Source organism: Bradyrhizobium sp. STM 3557 (genome assembly GCF_045571465.1).
Lineage (GTDB): Bacteria > Pseudomonadota > Alphaproteobacteria > Rhizobiales > Xanthobacteraceae > Bradyrhizobium.
In genome coordinates this window covers 5,072,407-5,091,437 of record NZ_CP120697.1, presented here as the reverse complement: position 1 = coordinate 5,091,437, position 19,031 = coordinate 5,072,407, and the positions used below count along the sequence as shown (strand labels likewise).

The 19,031-nt window shown below is 58.7% G+C and carries 17 protein-coding genes and 2 pseudogenes; 13 read left to right on the top strand and 6 right to left on the bottom strand.

Going from position 1 to position 19,031, the window contains the following annotated elements; genetic code table 11:
• Positions 1 to 31: 31 nt before the first annotated feature.
• Both P6U24_RS23395 and P6U24_RS23390 read left to right on the top strand, forming a co-directional pair.
• Complete coding sequence (locus P6U24_RS23395; RefSeq protein ID WP_407154852.1) at positions 32 to 256, top strand: helix-turn-helix transcriptional regulator; 225 nt, start codon at positions 32 to 34, stop codon at positions 254 to 256.
• 1 nt (position 257) lies between these two features.
• The gene (locus P6U24_RS23390; RefSeq protein WP_407154851.1) at positions 258 to 482 is read left to right on the top strand and encodes a hypothetical protein; all 225 of its coding nucleotides are present in this window, start codon (positions 258 to 260) and stop codon (positions 480 to 482) included.
• Here the strand turns inward: P6U24_RS23390 and P6U24_RS23385 are convergent.
• A pseudogene (locus tag P6U24_RS23385) lies at positions 463 to 1,207 on the bottom strand (IS5 family transposase). The gene P6U24_RS23390 and the pseudogene P6U24_RS23385 sit on opposite strands and share 20 nt — an antisense overlap.
• 354 nt (positions 1,208 to 1,561) lie before the next feature.
• Here P6U24_RS23385 and P6U24_RS23380 point away from each other — a divergent pair.
• Together P6U24_RS23380 and P6U24_RS23375 are read left to right on the top strand one after the other, a co-directional pair.
• On the top strand, positions 1,562 to 2,044 hold the full coding sequence (locus P6U24_RS23380) for a DUF4269 domain-containing protein (RefSeq protein WP_407154850.1): 483 nt from the start codon (positions 1,562 to 1,564) through the stop codon (positions 2,042 to 2,044).
• A 509-nt stretch (positions 2,045 to 2,553) separates the two neighbouring features.
• On the top strand, positions 2,554 to 2,733 hold the full coding sequence (locus P6U24_RS23375) for a hypothetical protein (RefSeq protein ID WP_407154849.1): 180 nt from the start codon (positions 2,554 to 2,556) through the stop codon (positions 2,731 to 2,733).
• A gap of 455 nt (positions 2,734 to 3,188) precedes the next feature.
• Here the strand turns inward: P6U24_RS23375 and P6U24_RS23370 are convergent, their stop codons facing one another.
• Positions 3,189 to 4,541, bottom strand: a complete 1,353-nt coding sequence (locus tag P6U24_RS23370) for a transposase (RefSeq protein WP_407154848.1) — start codon at positions 4,539 to 4,541, stop codon at positions 3,189 to 3,191.
• A 120-nt stretch (positions 4,542 to 4,661) separates the two neighbouring features.
• On the opposite strand from P6U24_RS23370, the gene P6U24_RS23365 reads away from it, so the two are divergent.
• Positions 4,662 to 5,057, top strand: a complete 396-nt coding sequence (locus P6U24_RS23365) for a hypothetical protein (protein WP_407154847.1) — start codon at positions 4,662 to 4,664, stop codon at positions 5,055 to 5,057.
• A 234-nt stretch (positions 5,058 to 5,291) separates the two neighbouring features.
• On the opposite strand, the gene P6U24_RS23360 is transcribed toward P6U24_RS23365, so the two are convergent.
• Entirely contained in the window at positions 5,292 to 5,924 is a 633-nt protein-coding gene (locus P6U24_RS23360) for a tyrosine-type recombinase/integrase (RefSeq protein ID WP_407154846.1), read from the bottom strand.
• A gap of 164 nt (positions 5,925 to 6,088) precedes the next feature.
• Here P6U24_RS23360 and P6U24_RS23355 point away from each other — a divergent pair, with 164 nt between their 5' ends.
• The 3 genes from P6U24_RS23355 (at position 6,089) to P6U24_RS23345 (ending at position 8,065) form a co-directional block, all read left to right on the top strand.
• Positions 6,089 to 6,535: a hypothetical protein gene (locus tag P6U24_RS23355; protein WP_407154845.1), complete on the top strand. Its 447-nt coding sequence runs from the start codon at positions 6,089 to 6,091 to the stop codon at positions 6,533 to 6,535.
• A gap of 246 nt (positions 6,536 to 6,781) precedes the next feature.
• Positions 6,782 to 7,150 carry a hypothetical protein gene (locus P6U24_RS23350; protein WP_407154844.1) on the top strand — a complete coding sequence of 123 codons (369 nt, stop codon included), beginning with the start codon at positions 6,782 to 6,784 and terminating at the stop codon, positions 7,148 to 7,150.
• A 243-nt stretch (positions 7,151 to 7,393) separates the two neighbouring features.
• Entirely contained in the window at positions 7,394 to 8,065 is a 672-nt protein-coding gene (locus P6U24_RS23345; RefSeq protein ID WP_407154843.1) for a hypothetical protein, read from the top strand.
• 253 nt (positions 8,066 to 8,318) lie between these two features.
• Here P6U24_RS23345 and P6U24_RS23340 read toward each other — a convergent pair whose 3' ends face one another.
• The 3 genes and pseudogenes from P6U24_RS23340 to P6U24_RS23330 all read right to left on the bottom strand — a co-directional run bounded on the left by P6U24_RS23340 (position 8,319) and on the right by P6U24_RS23330 (position 12,731).
• Entirely contained in the window at positions 8,319 to 11,447 is a 3,129-nt protein-coding gene (locus P6U24_RS23340; protein ID WP_407160560.1) for an ATP-binding protein, read from the bottom strand.
• A gap of 174 nt (positions 11,448 to 11,621) precedes the next feature.
• A pseudogene (locus tag P6U24_RS23335) lies at positions 11,622 to 11,699 on the bottom strand (zinc-ribbon domain-containing protein); the annotation flags it as partial.
• 369 nt (positions 11,700 to 12,068) lie between these two features.
• Entirely contained in the window at positions 12,069 to 12,731 is a 663-nt protein-coding gene (locus P6U24_RS23330; protein ID WP_407154842.1) for a phytochelatin synthase family protein, read from the bottom strand.
• 159 nt (positions 12,732 to 12,890) lie between these two features.
• Between P6U24_RS23330 and P6U24_RS23325 the strand changes: the two genes are divergently transcribed.
• From P6U24_RS23325 to P6U24_RS23305, 5 genes are all read left to right on the top strand, one after another.
• Positions 12,891 to 13,583: a winged helix-turn-helix transcriptional regulator gene (locus P6U24_RS23325; protein WP_407154841.1), complete on the top strand. Its 693-nt coding sequence runs from the start codon at positions 12,891 to 12,893 to the stop codon at positions 13,581 to 13,583.
• 124 nt (positions 13,584 to 13,707) lie between these two features.
• Positions 13,708 to 14,154, top strand: coding sequence for a YybH family protein (locus P6U24_RS23320; RefSeq protein WP_407154840.1), 447 nt, complete (start codon positions 13,708 to 13,710; stop codon positions 14,152 to 14,154).
• A 393-nt stretch (positions 14,155 to 14,547) separates the two neighbouring features.
• Positions 14,548 to 16,293 carry a tetratricopeptide repeat protein gene (locus P6U24_RS23315; protein ID WP_407154839.1) on the top strand — a complete coding sequence of 582 codons (1,746 nt, stop codon included), beginning with the start codon at positions 14,548 to 14,550 and terminating at the stop codon, positions 16,291 to 16,293.
• A gap of 195 nt (positions 16,294 to 16,488) precedes the next feature.
• The gene (locus P6U24_RS23310) at positions 16,489 to 17,520 is read left to right on the top strand and encodes an IS110 family transposase (RefSeq protein WP_407154838.1); all 1,032 of its coding nucleotides are present in this window, start codon (positions 16,489 to 16,491) and stop codon (positions 17,518 to 17,520) included.
• 514 nt (positions 17,521 to 18,034) lie between these two features.
• Positions 18,035 to 18,580, top strand: a complete 546-nt coding sequence (locus P6U24_RS23305) for a hypothetical protein (protein ID WP_407154837.1) — start codon at positions 18,035 to 18,037, stop codon at positions 18,578 to 18,580.
• The last annotated feature ends 451 nt before the right edge of the window (positions 18,581 to 19,031 follow it).

Genomic DNA, 19,031 nt, shown 5'->3' with positions numbered 1-19,031 from the left:
TCAAGAGCAGTCAGCAGGAGGCAGCGCAGCCATGCGCGAACCAGACCGGATCGTCCGCCTGAAAACCGTTCTTGCCCGTACCGGGCTGTCCCGATCCACCATCTACCGCAAGATGGGCGAAGGCACATTCCCGGCTCAACTCAGGATCAGCGTCAACGGCGCCGGCTGGCGGGAATCCGACATCAACCGATGGATCGCCGATCCCGCGGCGTGGCGTCCGACATGCCTGTCCGGTTCTCACCCAAAGGGAGACTGACATGATGGACCAGCAACTCGTTGCGCGCATCAAGCGACGCCGCAAATACTGGGGCCAGACTGCACCTAATCAATGGTTCGATGTACGTGTCGTAGAGGACACAGGCTATCGCCTTAGAGGCAACAACAATAACTACCGATTTGACGACGTGATTATCGGCGTGCGTCTAGCCAATGGCTGCATCGTCGACCTCGCCAACGGCAAGACTAGGACGCGGACTTATTAAGGCGCAGCCATAGCCTGATTGACGCGAACAAATGCGAGCTGCGAGCCTCTCGTAGCGCGTCGCCACCCGACGACATTATTTGATCTTGTTGAAGAACCGCTCGACCTGGTTGCGAGCACGATAGGGGCTAAAGCAGATTGGATCGCTGCGATTGCTTTTCGGCGGGATGTTGGCCCACGCGCCCTTCTTCATGGCAAGCTTCCTGATCCAATCCGCGTCATAGCCACGGTCGGCAAGCAGCATTGACCCGGATTTCCGACGAGACAGCAGTTTTCCGGCGAGTCGAACGTCATGAGCCTCACCGGGGCTCAGCGCCAGCCGTACCGGCAGACCATTGCCATCGACCACCGCATGGATTTTGCTCGTCAAGCCGCCGCGGGACCGTCCCATCGATTGGCGCTGATTCCTTGTGATGCAGGCTCCATGCTGATGCACGCGAACCAATGGAGGTGTCGATCATCTGGACAGCGGCATCATGGGCAGTCGCAAGCGCTTCTATGACGCGGACCCAAACACCGGCCTGGCGCCACCTGACGAAGCGGTTGTAGCAAGTGGTGTATGGCCCAAACGCCGTCGGCAGATCACGCCAGGGTGCTCCTGATCTGGAGGACCCAGAAGATGCCATTCAGGACCCGTCTGTCGTTGACCCGAGGAACGCCACGCGGCTTGTTCGGCAGCATCGGCTTGATGGCGATCCATTCATGGTCGGCGAGTTCATAGCGCATGATTCGAGCCCCGAGTTCGGGAGTTTGGATCTCAGCAGTCCGGCCAAACGCACGCTCTTGGCCCGCTCCTGGTACGGCGGTTACGGACAGGAGCGGACATCAACCAGCCCTCAATCTCTGCGAAATGCGTCGAAAATGACCCAGAGCCGACTTAACCGTCTCTTTTGCCCGCCACCACCAGAGCCAATTCACTGTGCGGCGCGGGCTCCTCGGCCGAGTACCTTTTGAGCCTTGCAAAGGACTGCGAGAACACGCCATTAATGACGCCGACCGGACGCTTGAAGCAGAAATGACAGCCGCGTGTCTCCATCTTTGACGTATGAGCAGGCAATCAACACGGTCCGGATATTGGACGTGTTAGCGGACTTTGACGCGCGGATCGCGGGCACCCTTCCGATCGGCCTGGCAGTAGAGGGTAGCGACATCGATGTCATCTGCTATGCGAACGATGCACGGCGATTCGCGGAGACGATCTGGCTTCACTTCTGCGATTTGGATTCCTTCTGCCTTTATCAATGGACATCGAACGATCATCCTGTGATAGCCCGTTTTCAGTACGCAGGCTGGCCTTTCGAAATCTTCGGAGGCTCGCGTCCTGTCGACGAGCAGAGAGGTTGGCGACATTTTGCTATCGAAAAGCGACTGCTTGATCTCGACGACGGCCGCCTCAGGAGTGCCGTCATGGCCTTGCGAGCTAAAGGACAAAAGACTGAACCGGCTTTCACAGCCGCGCTCGGCATGGAGGGTGACCCATACCTTGCGCTACTGGATCTCGAAACCGAACACGATGAGACCTTGCGAAGTCGGTTGATGGGCATCAACACAACGCGGGAATGATCCACGAATTTGTGTGCTATTGGCCCATCGCGACGAAATCCGACTACGGCCTGCATGTCGGCTCTGAGGGAGTAGACCGGACCTGCCAGAGATCGGGCAAAGCCGTCGCGATTGACCCATCCCCGACTTTCCGGCTCGCGTATGAGATGTTCGCTTACACAGGAAGTGTACACTTTGTAACACAGGTGATGGACGCCGGAGGGAGTGAGGCGGACAGTCGCCCGATGTGTCCTCGATCCGAATCATATCGTTTGCTTGAAGCACTCTGCCGCACTCAGGCCGCCATCACGGGGACGCCCGAGGCCAAGCTGGAATTGCTCAAAATGGCCGAGGAATACAAGAAGTGGGCCGATTGGCTGGATCGCCAACCGCCCTAAACCTGGTGTTCACTTGTGAACCAAAGCGGCCTGAGGTAGTTTTCCTCCCATCACCGGCTGATGGCTCTGCCCGTAGGCGTCGGTGGCTGAGAGACCGATAGCGCTCCCGCCTGCACAACAGGGGAGCAGTCCGTGTCGGACTCGTTAACGATCACCGCGCAGATCAATTTGCGCTGGCAAATTGCCGCCCACGATGCGGAGATTATCGCCAGGTCGCAGGATGCGGTAGCGCGTTCCAAGACGCTTCTTCAAGATGACCCGCCGAATACGTTCGTGGGAAAGCGCCAGCTTGCTGAACCGCGTGAAGAGTAACGGGGGGAACGGTTGGCGCTATGTATGCTCGGCTGGTGGCCCGTTGCGGACATTCCCAATCTGCTGCAGCGGAGGGACAGCTTGACTGACCGACCAATCCAAGAACGGCCGTCATGTGACCGCTGCGGCCGAGAAGCGCCTGATCTACAGGCTTCATTATTAAATCCGCAAACAGGGAAGCGCACTCGCATCTTTCGCTGCGATTGTGGCAACTTAATCTGGCGTGCCGAGCCAGACGACTAGCCGATGATCGTGCCCTACCGAGTGGAGCGGGCGTGGCGCGATCGTCGGCGAGGCGACCGCTGTCGGCCGCCCCAATGTCCGCTGTCGGCATCGGAGCGAACGAAGCTTGATCGTCGCGGCACAGCCGCTCTTGACCGATTCCGTTGAAAAAGTCGGCAGTAGTTTCGTCGCGAAAGACCGCTGTTCCACGAACGAATTTGGCTTGGTGGGGTTCACGCGGGCGTCGGTGCAGGCATCGGGATCAGCTTGGCCATCTTACGAAGGTTCTGAGCGGTGGCCGCGAGGGTGAACTCGTCGCGTGCGCCGTTCGGTCCTCTTAGGCGCAGCCGATCCAGCTTGAGAATGCGCTTGAGATGCGCGAACAGCATCTCGATCTTCTTGCGGAGCCGGCGTGAAGTGCGGCCTTCCCATGAGCTTGCGATCTCGCGCGCCATGTCGCGAGCGCCCTCGTAGATCGAGCGTGGAACTTTCCGGGCCGGGGTGTTGGGGCAACACCTGCTTTTCAGAGAGCATGCTTGACAATCGTGCTTGCTCGCGCGGTAGAGGATCGTCCTATGGTCGTTCACCGGCCTCCCTGTGGTGGTGAGGGTTTTGCCATCGGGGCAGCGATAGACGTCCGCAGCATAGTCGTAGGTGAAGGCCTCGCGCGAGAAAGTCCCGTCGGTGCGGGCCGACTTGTCGAAGACGGTCACGTGCGGCTCGATCCCCTGCTGGTAGACCAACCACCCGAGCATCTCAGCGGAGCCATAGGCACTGTCGCCGAGAAGCCGGCTTGGATAAAGATCGAACCTTTCGAGTGAACGCTCAATCATGCGCTTGGCGGCCAACACTTCTGCTTGGCGGATCGCCGTGGTCGCCTCGACATCGACGATGATCGCATTCTCGACGTCGACCAGATAGTTCGTCGAGTAGGCGAAGAAGGCTTGGCCGCCGTGCGCTCCCGTCCAGCGTGCCGCTGGGTCGGAGGGCGACACAAACTTGGGCGTGACCTCCGTCGCGGCGCCGAACGCGGCATCATCAAGAACAGCAAGATATTCATCGATCGCTCGGCTGGCAGCCTCCGGTGGAAGCCCCTTGTCGCCTTCGATGCCCTTCTGCCGATTGGCATCCGCCTTGATCAGGCTCGCGTCGACCGCGAATCCTTCGCCGCCGACCAGGCGCTCCCGGATGCACCGGCGCAAGACGGCCTCGAACACGCGGCGGAAGAGATCGCTCTCACGGAAGCGGCCGTGCCTGTTCTTCGAGAACGTCGAGTGATCAGGGACAGTCCCGTCCAGACCCAGACGGCAAAACCAGCGGTATGCCAGATTGAGGTGGACTTCGTCACAGAGCCGCCGCTCCGATCGGATGCCGAAGCAATAGCCGATCAGGAGCATCCTGATCATCAGCTCCGGATCGATCGAGGGCCGCCCGATGTTGCTGTAGAACGGTGCCAACTCCCGTCGCAGGTCCTCCAGGTCGACGAACCTATCGATCGACCGCAGGAGGTGGTCGGCTGGGATGTGCCTTTCTAGCGAGAACTCATAGAACAACGCAGCCTGTTCGACTTGCCGATGCCCCATCATGATCTTCAGTCCTGCCCAATTAGACAGACTGAATCATCGATATCTCTGCGTCGCAACTGCCGACTTTTTCAACGGAATCGACCCGTTGCGGACATCGCGGGGATTTGGCATCGTTGTACGATGATCAACGACCTGCCTGCACATATGCGTATATGGTCGCTCTCATTGGCGATCTATTGCACGGCTTGCACCGGCGCGCCCGCTTGCGCCGTTTTGACAATACTGAGCATCATGTTCGAGCAGGTTCCGACCGACATCGATGCGTCCGAGATCATCGAAGCGACCATCTATCATCGCACGCGGGTCAGGGATGCGCACGGTCTGCCAGGGGAACTGTTGAACGCACACGTTGATCGCTTGATCAAGGGATCAATCAAGACGGACACGGTTAAGATCCTTTTGCACCAAAGTAGTTGTCCCCGCGTTGGTATGGGGCACGGTATCATTGTCGGCGATCTTCAGGCCGATCCATTGCTCGGACTCGTGCTGATACCGAAGGGCCACGCCGTCCGGTAATGGCCGATAGTGTTGAAAAAGTCCTCTCCAGCGTTGGGACCTCTTTTCCAAGAGCCGCTGATGCGCTTGAGGTTTTCAGACGCGGGGGGATCGCCTCAGCCCCAGCAGAGTCCTTCAGTCGTCTTCCCACACACTCTAAGAGGGCATCGCCGGCCGAAGCCGGCGATCTACTCGCCTTGGCGCGAATTTTACTGACGCAATATTTTCGACTTTTTCAACAGAACCCCCTGGTACTCAGACATCAACTTGTTCCGCAATCGCAAGCGCGTCGTCAACCTCGATCCCGAGATAGCGGACCGTGCTTTCGATCTTGGTGTGGCCGAGCAAGAGTTGTACGGCTCGCAGATTTCCCGTGCGCCGGTAGATTAACGTCGCCTTGGTCCGGCGCAGGGAGTGGGTACCAAATACCTTGGGATCGAGGCCGATGCTTGCCAGCCATTGGGAGAGAAGGCGGGCATATTGGCGGGTTGTCATCGGTTGGTCGCGTCTATGGCGCCCACCGAATAAGTAGTCGCCCGGGCTACGACCAGCTTCCTTCAGAAATTCGTCAACGGCTTGCATCGTGTGGTCCGTCAACTCGAACTTGACCGGTCTTCCGGTTTTCTTCTGCCGGACGGTGGCACGACCGATCGCATAGCCATTCGGAGCAACATCTTCGACCTTCAGGGCGACGACGTCGCAACCACGCAACTTGCTATCGATTGCAACGTTGAAAAGTGCGAGGTCCCGGGTACTTTTTCCGATCAGGAGCCGAGTTCGGATCGACCAGACTTGGTTTGGCCGGAGCGGAGGCTTGGCTCCGATCAGCTTTCCCTTGTTCCAGGGTGTCCAGCGAGCTTTTGTTGACAATCGATCTTCGTCAAGCATGACTGTACTCCTCGGTTGTGAGGGTGACGAGCATGCGTTGACGCGCAGGTCATGTCTGCTTTCAGAGGCTTACGGTTGGTCCACGAGGATGTTGAGGAGTGGAGCGAATGACCCGAAACCGACTTCGCTGGCCGATGTTCCTCTTTTCGTATAGAGCGTAATTGATGAAGTTCGCAGAACTCAGATCGATCGGTCACAACATCGCCGACTCGCTGGCAAGCGGCATAGGGCTGCCAATCGGCATCTATGAAACCGATATCTTTGGCGAGGCACGCCGAAATCCAGAACGGTGCATAACTGTCGATTTTCTAACCGGGAAAGTGGTCACAGGAAGAGCTTCACCATCACTGGCGCGCGCGGTGGGCCTTTATGCCAAGGTGTTGCCAACCTTGTGTGACAAGCATCGAACGTCGTCGGCTATCTTTCGTGAGCTCGTCGCATGTTATTTGGCTGATGCTTTCGGCCCGCGATTTACCGTTATGGTCGCCGACCATGGAGGCCGTCGAGCAATCGATGAGTTTGTGGGCTTCCCAGGAAGGCGCATCAGAATTCTTGATCATTTGGGGCGTGTACGGCGCAAGCGAGATCGTGTCGTTCCAGGCTCAACGTGACCGTTAATGGCCCGAGGTCTGCTTCCAGGCTCAACCGGAAGTAACCAACGGGATCAAAAGGCGGCTTTTGGCCCATCGCGACGAAATCCGCCTTTAGCCCGCACGTCGGCTCTGAGGGAGTAGACCGGACCTGCTAGAGATCGGCCAAAGGCGTCGCGATTGTCCCAAAGCGGACGTCGCTGGCCGAAGTTCTTCGTTTCGTATAAAGCGTAGAAGCGGACAATCTAAGAGAACCGGACGTTGTGTATGAAGCGATCGCAGCCGTTGACTGTGGTAATTCGCGTGCCAGACGTAGCTCTGTCGCGTTCCGATTTGGAGACATTGTTGCAGCTGGAAGTCGATCGCTATGAGCCGTCATCTGGTCGTGCATATGCTCAAATAGATAATGGAGATCATGAAGATCAATGGGCTGCTTTACTCGATCTGATCCATTCGATTGACACCGTCATTCCAGGTCTGGTTTCGGAAGGAAAAATCGGGCGACCGAGCGTGGACGTGGCTATCATCTTTCCCGACGCGCTCATGTCTAAAAATCTGATTATACCCGCCGATGTTGTCGCCGCGGCGGGTGAAGCAGGAATGAGCATTCAAGTGTCCGTCTATCGAGGCGAGTAACAAGGCCTGCTTCTGGCCCATGGCGACGAAATCCGCCTATGGTCTGCATGTCGGCTCTGAGGGGAGTAGACCGGACCTGCCAGAGATGGGCAAAACCGTCGCGATTGACCCGAAGCTGACGAATTACACCCGGCTTGACCAACGTTAGGGAAGACCAACTGAATAGGTAAAATTCTTATCGTCCGAAATAAGCGGGCGGAAATGGCCGCAGCGTATCTTCGGGCATCGAACATCAGGTTAACGATGCGTAAAGAACGCCAGAACTCTACCAAGGTCCGACCGGGCATCGTCGACCGCTTCTTGCTGGCTATCTCGTACAGCCGAACAGTTGATGGGCTCTGGATCGGATCTTACAGAACGCCAGAGTATTTGTCTCACGTCGAACGAGCGCTTGCACTGCTACGAGAGCAAAGTCCGCTTCATCATTCTCGTGTTCTTAGAGACCTGCACCGCGTTTGGGTTTACCTACTGGCTGACGGACTGGCGAGTTATAACCATTCGCTGAGGGCTTGCGTGCTCGACGAGAGATTTCTCGCTGATCCAGAAACAAGCATTGAGCAGATCGCTTCGGCCATCGTCCACGAAGCCACTCACGCCCGGTTGGAACGGCTTGGGGTCGGCTACGCTGAAAATCAACGAGCCCGTATCGAGGCAGTTTGCTTTCGTAGAGAGTTGTCTTTTGCAGTACGATTGCCAGACGGCTTGAAGCTGCAGCAGAACATTGAACAATATCTCGGTTGGTATCCCGCTCATCCGGAATACTTTCAAGATGATCGCGTAATCGAGCGTAGCAACAGTGGCGAAGTCGATATGCTTCGTCATGTCGGAACACCAGATTGGGTGATCCGAATGATGCCCGTGCTTAAGTCAATCATCGGCCGGGCGAGAAAGCTGTTGCTGTTCCGTCTCAGTTGATCGCAACAGTCCCTTGCCTACTTCGGCTCTTGGCCCTTCTCGGACCTTGCGATAAGGCGCAGAGGACGTCCGCTCTCAGGAGTCAACCGGAAGTGAGTGGCCGGAGAGCTGATGGGCCGCTCCTGACCCGATGCAGACATCTAGCCGCTCAATATTCCGCATTCACCACCCGCATTTTGCTGTGCTTTGTCCGCAATGAGAGCGGGTCTCGTGCAGGAATTCGCTATCGAAGCGAACAACAAACGAGAAGCCGTCATCCATGTGGCCTGACGGGTGGGATGATAGGTTGCACGACTTTCATTCGTACCAGATCATCCAGCAACGCCCTCGCGTCTCGCAGATCCGGGCAGTTAAAGCCCTCGCTAAACCAGCCGTATATCGGCGCGAGCAGGTCGTACGCCGCTTCTCGCCGGTCCTGGTGTTGCCAGAGTCGGGCCAAGACTAGGGCTGTCCGCAGTTCCAGAGATTTAGTTTTTTGGCTTCGGGCTATCTCCAAGAAGCGGCGAAGGCACGCCTCCGCATGCCCCGTCGCCGCCCTCTCCAGCAGCAGTTCACCGCGCACCCTATGGATCTCGGCTTCGAGAAGCCTTTCGTGGAACGTGCGCGCATGCTCTGCCGCGACCTTGATATGATCGAGACCCGCCGCGATGCGACCCGCCTTCGCACACGCATCCGCTAGCCCGACGCTCATTTGCGTCGTAGCGAGCTCGGCGCCCAATGCCCGCCAATCGGCCCAGCCTTGTTCCATCTCGGCGATGCCGTCAGTGGCTCGACCCAGCGCCGCGCGAGCTCGGCCTCTCATGATCATGGCGTAGGCCGTCCACTGCGGGAAACCGTACGCAGCGCAGGTAGCTGAACAGGCGTCGGCGCGCTCCAAGGCTTCTGAAAATTCGTTACGATAAACATGTAGCGCGGATGCGAGGCCGAGGGTCATGGCGTAAATGAAAGGGTTGGACAGCCGCTCGGCATCCGCCAACGCTTTGCTGATCAGTACGCTCGATTTGTCCGGATAGCCGAGGAACCATGTTAGCCACGAGCCATACGCGCGGCAGAGCACGCTCGGATCCTCACCGTAAACGTGGATCTCGGCGCGCGCGTTGTCAACATCCCAGAGCTCGATGGCCTGGCGAAAGCTTTCCCAACCGGACACAAATTCACCGGAAAAAAACCGGGCGCAGCCTTGCGCCCGATGGGCAAGCGCCCGACCCGTCTGATCACCTTGCGCATCTGCCAGAGCCAACAATTCGGCACTCAGCGCCTGCGCTTTCGGAAGCGGTTTTCGCAAGAATGCGCTATTCCAGAGGCCGCGCAGCACGGTAAAGCGATGCGGTGTCTCAGTCACGCTGTCGCACAGGTCGCGCGCCCGGCCGTAGATCCTTTCGACGTCGGCCGCCATGTAGCCGCGCGCTGCGATCGTCGGCACGCCGAGCGCGATCAGCAGCTCGAGCTCCTGCCGATCTCGCTCCACTCCTCCAGCCGATTTTGTCCCCAGCAACTCGAGTGCTTTGGTGTAGTGCGTGATCGCCTCTTCGTTGGCGGAGCGCGCCGCAGAGCGCCGTCCAGCCCTCAGGCCATGAGCAATGGCATCATCGATGAGCCCAGCCTGCGCATAGTGATGGGCTAATAGTTCGGGTTGGGTCTCAACGATTTGGGGCATCAGCTCCGTGATCGCTTGGGCGATGCGGCCGTGGAAATGTCGACGCGTTGAGCGCAGGAGGCTTCGATAGGCAGCATCCTGCACGAGTGCATGCTTGAAGATGTAGGTCGTTTCGGGGAGCCCGCCCTTGGGAAAAATCAGTTCCGCCTTGCTAAGCTGGTTGAGTGCATCCGCCAGCATCTCGTCGTGAACCGGCGCCACGGCGTCCAGCAGCTGGTAGGAAAACTCTCTTCCAATGACGGCCCCGATCTGGGCGATCTCCCTCACCGGCGCTAGGCGGTCGAGCCTGGCCAACAGGCTGTCGTGCAGCGTTGCTGGAATCGCAAGAGGAGGCAGTGGGCCGTGCAGAACATAGCGGTCGGCAGCTTCCTTGAGGAGCCCTGATCCCAGGATTGCCTTAGTGAGCTCTTCCACGAACAGCGGCACACCGTCCGTCTTCGCGGTGATCTCGTCGCGGAGATCGGCCGGCAGCACCTTGCCATCCGTCAATCTGTCGATCATCTCCGCGACATGGCTCCGCTCCAGCCGATTCAAAGCGAGCGCAGTCACATTAGAATAGTGGCTCCACGGCACTTCGAACTCGGGGCGGAACGTGACGATCAGCAGGACCGGCCAGCGCTGCAGCCGGTCGATGGTCCGCATAAACAGATCAAGGGTCGTCGGATCAATCCAGTGTGCATCTTCCAGGATGAATAGCACGGGGCGGTGCCGCGCGAGGCCGCCTAGCAGTTCGTTTAGCGCTAGCAAAGTGCACTCCTTCTGCTCTCGGGGCGTGAGGTTGAGTGCTGCGTACCGGCCCTCGAATGGCAGCGACAAGAGCGTTGCGAAGAGTGGCGCAACATGATCGATCGTCGGGAACGAACGTCTTAGAACCTGTTCCAATTTGTCGAGCTTGGCCTCAGCGGGGTCGTTAGGCGCGATCCCGGCCGCGCGCTCGAGTTGGGAAATCACGGGATAAAGCGGACTATTCGTATGATGAGGCGAGCACTGATACAGGATGCGCGTGTGGTCGTCGTCGACGATTTTCTGCCGGAGCTCCGCGACGATCCGCGATTTACCGATCCCGGCCTCGCCGGACAAGAGGATGACTTGGCCTTCGCCATTTTGCGCCTGGACCCAGCGGTCCACCAGAAGATCGACCTCGCGTTCGCGGCCAAAAAAACCGGTCGCACGTTGACCCTGCCCAGCCTCGAAGCGACTTTCGGCCGCGCGCTCGCTAACGACCCGCCACGACGGAATTGGATTGGGCATTCCCTTGAGAAACCGCAGGCCAAGATCCTCGAGGTCGAACAATCTGCCGAGCAGCTGTCTCGTTGCGTCGGCGATGACAACACTGTTCGGCTCGGCAAGGACCTGGAGACGGGCTGCAAGGTTCGGCGTCTCGCCAATGACAACCTGCTCCTGAGACGAACCATCGCCTACCGTCTCGCCGACCACCACGAGACCCGTGCCAATGCCCACTCGGACCTCTAGCCGCACCTTGGTCGGCAGCATCAGCCGGCTGATAACGTCGACGACCGCGAGTCCCGCTCTGACCGCGCGTTCGGCATCGTCTTCATGAGCCCTCGGATAGCCGAAATAAGCCAGCACGCCGTCGCCCATGAACCTTGCGATGAAGCCGTCAAATCGACGGATCGCCTGGACGCACGCGTCCTGAAATCCCCGGATGACCTCGCTCAGGTCCTCAGGATCGAGGCGAGTCGAAAGCGACGTCGAACCGGCCATATCGCAAAACATGACGGTCAGGTGCCGGCGTTCCGCAACTTGCCGAGACAGTTCGATGTCCGGCAGCTTCTCCGTGGCAAGGGCACTTGCTCGAACATCCCACGCTAGCCCCATGCCACATTGGCCGCAGAATTTGGCGCTTGGCTCGTTCAGCGCACCACAAGCGGCGCAAATTGGCGCAAGCGGTGCTCCGCATTTGATACAGAACCTATTCCCCGCCTTCGTCTCGGCCCCGCAACTCGGACACCTCATGGGCTCCCTCGCGATGGCTCAGCCCAATCATACTAGCACAGAACCGACCTCGACCGCGATTCCCCGGCCAGACCTTGGGCAGCGGTAACGGGAGAAGCGAAGACTTGAGCCTCGCTGAGGCCAACGACGCACGACTCCGTAAACCAACCGGTCGCCGCCTATCCCTAGCGCCAACTCGTTGTTGTGGTGAAAGTTACCACGCACAACCGTGGCTGCGACCGCGAGGCGCGTCATGCTTGCTAACGAGGGACTTCCGGAATTGGCCCCATCAGCGAAGTGGCGGCCCGCCGCTTTGAGGTCTGCTCCCTGGAGGTCAGCGGACCGAAAATGCTCAAGCCAAGTGTTTCGCAAACGTAGCGAGAGGTGTCACTAGTGATCTTCGATGAGAAGCAGTCCGCGTTTCTTGTTGTCATCGAGAGTGTCCATCGCGGCGAACAGTCGCTGACGCTGGATCAGCCAAGGCTTGTAACGTTCATTCACATCAAGGACGAACACCAAATCTTCGGCTTCCAAATACCCTCCGATCGGTGAAAAGTGGCCAACCCCAGCGCCAAAAATCTTCTCGCGGGAAAAATTGATGATGTAGCGGCGGCTGGGGTCGTTACTGCGCTTCATATGCTCGCGGAATTCTTCACCCGTTAAATTACGAAGCACGGTGACGCCTCGATGGGTTTTGCTTCGCGCGATATCCGCAAGCTCGTCGAGTGTAAGCCCCAGAAAGCAAATGCCTGTCCAACACTTACCCGTACCTTCGAGCACTTCAGCCTCAGTTGTCTCGTTCTCGCCGAGGGAACGAAACGCATTGGCGATACTAGCCGGACCACAGCGCGAGCCATTCGATTGCCACCTGACCTCCGTCTTAAATGTGGTCGCGACCGGAAGCTGCCATGCGCGATTAATCAGTTCTGGCCTGTGATCGACTGAAGATTGGATCGCCTCAGGCGGCACCTTCGGCAGACTAACGGCGACATAGGTAGAGCCGCTAAGCAGGAGGAAGCCGAGTGCTGCACCGAACCATCCGACGCGCTTCATAAGAACACCAATATACCGGACAGGTATTACAACCGTATCACGTTCAGATGCCCTCCAAAAGAGAGCGGCCCGCCTTAGGCTTCTATCTGCACGCCCATAGGCACTTTGGTCCAGAAACTGGACTACCTTGGTGGCTCTCGTGATGTTAATGTTCTCGTCATGAAAGGCTATGGATCATTTTGCCCCGTAGCCAAAGCTGCGGAGATTCTCACAGAGCGGTGGACGCCGCTCGTGCTCCGCGAGCTGTTGCTAGGATCCTGCCACTTCAACCAGCTTCGCCGCGGCATACCCCAGATGTCGCCGACCCTCCTCTCCAAGCGCCTTCAAACGCTAGAAAAGGCCGGGCTAATCTCACGCCAATCAGGCGATAATGGGCATTGGGAGTACCATCCAACCCAAGCGGCCAGAGAAGCCCGGCCAATTATCGATGCATTGGGCTATTGGGGCCACAGGTGGGCGCGCAGCCAGCTCACGCCCAACGAACTGCACGCGGGCCGGCTCATGTGGAATATGCGCCGTTCGTTCGAACTAAAGCACATTCCATGCGACTTCGTGCTGTACGTCGAGATTGCGGACGCTCGGCCGAAGCGCTGGTGGTTTGTTGTGAAGAAGGAGGAAGCCGATCTCTGCTGGGATGATCCCGGCTTCGAGGTCGATATCAGCCTCTACGCGAGTCTGCTGACGCTTGTGCAGATTTTCATTGGCGAGATGCCGCTGCTACGGGCGCGTGAGCTCGGCAAAATCGAGATCGATGGTCCTAAGCATCTTGTGAACAGCATGCGCACTTGGTTTCCACGGAGCAAGTATGCCAATGAGGCGCCTGCGGTAGCAGATCGAGTCCAAGCCAGCTGACCCCATTCTCTCCAGTCCACTTTGTGGACTAGTGGCCCAGCTTCCCTCAGCGGTAGCGTCTGCGAATGCGCTCATGCGCTAAGCACCTCGGCTAAAGCTAAGCATCTCAGCTAAGGAGGCAAAGATGAGCCGCCCTTCTCTTCTTCCATACGCCGCGCTGTTGAGCTTGACTTGTGCTTGCGTCGGTCATGCGGGGGCAGACCCGCTTGCCGACGAAATTTCCGCGGTAGCTGCCAAGTGGGATGCCGCCATCAACAACGCAGACTTCGATGCCCTACTTCCATTGTATGCCGCTGACGGCAGATTAATGCCGCCTGGTGCGCAGCCCGTCACCGGTCCTTTGGCAATCCGTGATTTCTTTGCGGGGCGGGGAAGGAGCGTCAGAAATCACAAGATTGAGCTGGTCGATGTCTTGCCCATCGGGAACTACGCTTACACCACCTCCCGTTTCACGGCCACGTCAATGGCGAATGAGAAGGCGACGCCAATTTCTGGTAGCACGGTGAGACTGCTTGAACGCCAACCCGACGGAGAGTGGAAGATTAAGTCTCACATCTTCGTTAGAGAATAAATTCGCGGGTGCGACAGCCATCTGGTCAGGCACCCACAAACCTGACCGGGTCGCAATGTTAAATGGCCTTGCACGCTGTTGGCCCGAAGCTGCCGATCGCGCGTGTCCGCCAGATGTCCGCTCCTTGGGGCGAAGCGGGCTCGATATGCTCCACCTGAGTTATTCCGAATGTGACCCGCAGCCGACTTCCCGCAACGCAAAGATCCTAGCCGTCGACGCTGGGCCACTGCTTTTAACGTCGCCCCAAGCTCGAAGGCTTTGCCCGTCGTCGCGAGGGGAAACTGCAAGCTGTGACAGATGGGCCCTCCCGCAATTACCGCCCACAAGTGCGCAACAAAATGCTAGACTTTTTCGTCCCTCTGGCGTGGTTAGTCTGGCGGTTTAGAGGTTACCGTGACCGAGCAGCGGGTTCAAAGGCGATTAGCGGCGATCTTGGCCGCTGACGTGGTTGGCTATTCCGCGCTCATGGAACGCGAGGAGGAAGCAACCTATGCCGAGTTCGAGCGGCTCAAGCGAGAATTGATCGAGCCCAGCCTCGCCCGCCACGAAGGGCGACTTATCAAGACAACGGGCGATGGAGCGCATGCCGAGTTTGCCAGTCCTTTAGCCGCCACGAGATGTGCGGTTGAGATACAGGATCATCTCGCCACGGGAGCTGGTCCCTTAAGGTTACGCGTCGGGATCAACCTTGGTGACGTTATCGTTGGGCAGGACGGTGACCTCTATGGCGATGGAATCAACATTGCGGTCAGGTTGGAGGGCATCGCCGATCCGGGCGGCATCCTGATTTCCGAAAAGGTGTACGACGAGATCGAAGGCAAGCTGGACGCAGTTCTCGAGGACCGCGGCGAGCAGCAGCTCAAGAACATCTCCAAGCCTGTCCGCGCTTACGCTGTATGCGCGGAGGGATATAGTGCGCTGCTCGATAGGCTGAGTGTGGCTCCGCCGCTACCGGACAAGCCTTCCATCGCTGTGCTGCCGTTTGAGAACATGAGCAACGATCCCGAGCAGGAGTATTTTGCGGATGGGATGGTGGAAGAGATCACAACAGCGCTTTCGCGCTTCAAATGGCTATTCGTCGTCGCCCGCAATTCGAGCTTTACGTTCAAAGGCAAAGCCGCCGATGTGAAGGAGGTCGGACGCCGGCTTGGCGTGCGCTACGTCCTTGAGGGGTCTGTGCGCAAGGCATCGGGGAAAGTTCGAATCACAGGGCAGTTGATCGATGCACTGACCGGCGCGCACATTTGGGCGGACAGGTTCGAGCGTGACCTAACAGACGTTTTCGCTCTCCAGGACGAAGTCACGACCGCCGTTGTCTCAGCCATTCATCCAAGATTGCTTCAAACAGAAATTGCAATGGCGACGCGGCGGCGACCGGAGAACCTCAACGCATATGATTGTTATCTCCGGGCCATGCAGCAGTATTGCCTAACGACCCGCGAAGGGTTGGCCGAGGCGACAAGGCTGGCTCATCGCGCTTTGGAGTTGGACCCTCAGTTCGGCTTTGTCGCCGCTCTGGCAGGTCTCTGTCACATGCAAAAGGTCATCCGGGGTTACGCTGTCGATCCCCAATTCGAGCGGAAGGAAGCGATTCGCCTTTCTCGCTTGGCCTTGAGCATCGACGATAGCGATCCTGACACGTTGGCATGTGCTGCCGGCATCTCGGCGTTCATGGTCGGCGACAGTGAAAGTGAAATTGAAATGGCGGACCGGGCGGTCGCGCTCAACCCCAACTCATTCATCGCATGGTTCAACAGGGGCTGGGTCTTTGAAATATCGGGGCTGCCCGAGGAAGCAGTCTGGAGCTTTGAGCGTGCTATTCGCATGAGCCCGGTAGACCCGCTGCTACACTTGACGGTTGTTGGGTTGGGGGCAGCCCTTATTGAGCTTGGTCGGTTTGACGAGGCCATCGTTGCAGGGAAGAAAGCCCAACGTCAGAACCCCGCCTATGCTGCAGCGTACCGTTGTCTGGCGTCCGCTTTCGCCCATGTCGGACGCGATGCTGAGGCGCGTAAGGCGGCGGCGCGCCTGCTTGAGATCGATCCCACCTTCACAATATCCACGAGGATGGGTCGGGTCAGGCGATCACACGTCAAGCTGTTGATTGAGGGGCTTCGGAAGGCGGGGTTGCCCGAATGAGCAGGGTGCATTTGTACCGCCCGTTCCGGACCCTCCCAGCGCAGCCGAAGATGTCCGCTGCCGGGGCACGACCGGAAGTCTGCAATCCGAGGACCGATAGGCCGCTTGTGATGCTGTGGACGGCTCCTCCACCGGCACGAGAGTGCCAAGATGTGGGGCGCCGCTTAAGGCTCCCACGATTCGGAGGAGCCAGCTATGCAGTCGATTTCGACAATCGGTCTCGATATCGCCAAGTCGGTCTTTCAGGTGCATGGCGTTGACGCGGCAGGCCAAGTGGTCCTGCGCCGGCAGTTGAAGCGAAGATACGTCGTGGCATTCTTTCAGGGACTGCCGCCATGCCTAGTTGGCATCGAGGCGTGCGCCTCGTCGCACCACTGGTCCCGTGAGCTGCAGGCGTTAGGGCATACGGTGCGATTGATGCCGCCGGCGTATGTGAAGCCCTACGTCAAGCGGCAGAAGAACGACATCACGGACGCTGAGGCGATTTGCGAAGCGGCCACGAGGCCAAACATGCGGTTCGTGCCGACCAAAACGGTCGAGCAACAGAGCTGTCTGATGCTTCATCGCGCGCGCCATCTCTTCATTCGCCAGCAGACTGCGGTCATCAACTCAATCCGCGCGTATCTTGCCGAGTTCGGGGTCGTGGCCCCAGTCGGGCGTAGGGGCGTCGAGCAACTGTTAGAAGTCGTCGCTGATCCAGCCGACCGCCGGCTCCCGGAAGTGGCCCGTGTGTGTCTTGCTGCTCTCGGCAGTCAGTTGCGAGCACTAAAGGCCCAGATACTGGAGTTCGACAGGCGCATCATCGCCTGGCATCGATCAAACGCGACGAGCAAGCGACTGGATGCGATCCCTGGCGTCGGCCCAGCGCTGGCCACAGCGCTGGTCGCTAGCATTGCTGACCCAAGAGTCTTCCGATCGGGACGGGATTTCTCGGCCTGGGTTGGGCTCGTGCCTAAGCAGAACTCGAGTGGGGGTAAAGACAAGCTTGGCAGTATCAGCAAACAAGGCGATCGCTATTTGCGCAGCCTGTTCACGGCTGGCGCGCTCGCCGTGATCCGCTATGCCAAGATCCACGGCACAGCGCATCGACCCTGGCTCACTGGATTGTTGGCGCGGCGACCCACCAAGGTCGCTGCCATCGCGCTCGCGAACAAGCTCGCCAGGATGGCTTGGGCCATGATGGCCAGGAACGAATGCTACAAGGAACCCGCCGCTCTCACGGCGTAACGAGATCACAGCCGGACGTGCCGGTGTGACGTAACGGTTGGAAGGACGAACAGCACTTAATGCAGCGCCGGTCGATCCGGCGATCAGGACAACCCACATCGGGCCAAAGCATCTTCGAATGCGTGCTTGTGATAGGGACCTGATCCGCGGAGGGCATTATGGCCAGCGGTCATGAGTACCGCGCAAACAGGCCGAACACATGGCTGCTCCGACCATTGCTGCAAAGTGAAGATTCTTCTTGCCAACCTGGAGCCGTCCACACGTGACCCATCGCGACATATTGCGCTGCCGCACGAAGTCGGTCGCTATAGGGGCAAAGCAGACATTGCATTAGTTGCATCACGCCGCCGGGTTGATGGGTACACGGCCTGGCCGTGGGTGAAAACCGGATATCCATTGACGTAACGAATCGGCCGTGATTCGATTCGCGGCACTGGCTGCTACAGGCCAGGCAAGCGGCCCGCACAGATGCAGGAACACCTGCGCGAGCCTAACCCTCAACATGGAGATACCCATGTCTCAGGCTGATTCTGCCTATACCACGAGTCGTTTAATCTTTCCTGCCGGCCCGACCGTTCGGCGCCGGCAGTTCGTCACCGGCAGCGCCGCCATCCTGACCGGAATCATCACTCCCTCATGGGCTGAAAGTGTTGGCATTTCGACCGCGCGCGACCCGGTCCTCGATGCCATCGAAGGCCACTGCCGAGTCTTCGAGGAGCTGGGGCGCCTGCTCGCCGAGCAGGATGCTGCCGAGCGCGAGCTGCGCCGTGCGCCCTGCGGCAGGCGGGCCGAGCTGGAGGCCAAGTTAAGTGGCCTCTGCGAGGCTGAAGGCGCACTCGGTCGGGCTGAGATGAAGGCCTCGCGTCAGCTCGCCGGCATCGTGCCGGGAAGCCTCAAAGGAGCGGCCGCGGCGTTAAAGTATGTGCGCGAGTGTTACGAAGTTCGCCAGTACCCCCTTTACGAGGAGGATGGCTACCGGCTGCTGCTGCTCTCGACTGAACGCGCGATTTGTGCGGCCGCTGGTCTCGCTATTCCGCATCGTGGTGTTGATCCTCGATAACGATTGCGCGCCTTCCTACGAGCGGGATGTGGAAACGAAGTCCTGGTCGAACCGCTAAGGCACCGTCAGACGGAAGCGGTGGGAACGGATATCTCCGACCTACGACCATCGTGCCACATCTCGGCTCCACAAAAGGCCGAAGAACAAGATCGACGTGAAGGCAATCCGGGTGGGCCTGGACATGACGCATGAAGAGTTCGCAGGTCGCTTCGGATTCAGCGTCAATACGCTGTGCCATTAGGAACAAGGCTCGCGACAACCGGAAAGGCCTACACGCGCTTATCTCCTCGCGATCAAGCACGCCCCGAAAGCAGTGCAGAAGGCTTTGCAAGCCGTGTGATGCGTTCGACATCTACGCCAATGCGCCGTTCGCAGGTATTTGCGCGCTCCCGTACGATGGCAGGATTTTTGGTCTTCTCCTCCTGAACTCGCCGCCGCTTGATGCTCATTT

Excerpts from the sequence above, each read along its gene's own strand:
- P6U24_RS23395 (WP_407154852.1), top strand. The coding sequence starts at position 32 with ATGCGCGAACCAGACCGGATCGTCCGCCTGAAAACCGTTCTTGCCCGT.
- P6U24_RS23390 (WP_407154851.1), top strand. The coding sequence starts at position 258 with ATGATGGACCAGCAACTCGTTGCGCGCATCAAGCGACGCCGCAAATAC.
- P6U24_RS23370 (WP_407154848.1), bottom strand. The coding sequence starts at position 4,541 with ATGATGGGGCATCGGCAAGTCGAACAGGCTGCGTTGTTCTATGAGTTC.
- P6U24_RS23365 (WP_407154847.1), top strand. The coding sequence starts at position 4,662 with ATGATCAACGACCTGCCTGCACATATGCGTATATGGTCGCTCTCATTG.
- P6U24_RS23360 (WP_407154846.1), bottom strand. The coding sequence starts at position 5,924 with ATGCTTGACGAAGATCGATTGTCAACAAAAGCTCGCTGGACACCCTGG.
- P6U24_RS23355 (WP_407154845.1), top strand. The coding sequence starts at position 6,089 with ATGAAGTTCGCAGAACTCAGATCGATCGGTCACAACATCGCCGACTCG.
- P6U24_RS23350 (WP_407154844.1), top strand. The coding sequence starts at position 6,782 with ATGAAGCGATCGCAGCCGTTGACTGTGGTAATTCGCGTGCCAGACGTA.
- P6U24_RS23345 (WP_407154843.1), top strand. The coding sequence starts at position 7,394 with ATGCGTAAAGAACGCCAGAACTCTACCAAGGTCCGACCGGGCATCGTC.
- P6U24_RS23340 (WP_407160560.1), bottom strand. The coding sequence starts at position 11,447 with ATGGCCGGTTCGACGTCGCTTTCGACTCGCCTCGATCCTGAGGACCTG.
- P6U24_RS23330 (WP_407154842.1), bottom strand. The coding sequence starts at position 12,731 with ATGAAGCGCGTCGGATGGTTCGGTGCAGCACTCGGCTTCCTCCTGCTT.
- P6U24_RS23325 (WP_407154841.1), top strand. The coding sequence starts at position 12,891 with ATGAAAGGCTATGGATCATTTTGCCCCGTAGCCAAAGCTGCGGAGATT.
- P6U24_RS23320 (WP_407154840.1), top strand. The coding sequence starts at position 13,708 with ATGAGCCGCCCTTCTCTTCTTCCATACGCCGCGCTGTTGAGCTTGACT.
- P6U24_RS23310 (WP_407154838.1), top strand. The coding sequence starts at position 16,489 with ATGCAGTCGATTTCGACAATCGGTCTCGATATCGCCAAGTCGGTCTTT.
- P6U24_RS23305 (WP_407154837.1), top strand. The coding sequence starts at position 18,035 with ATGTCTCAGGCTGATTCTGCCTATACCACGAGTCGTTTAATCTTTCCT.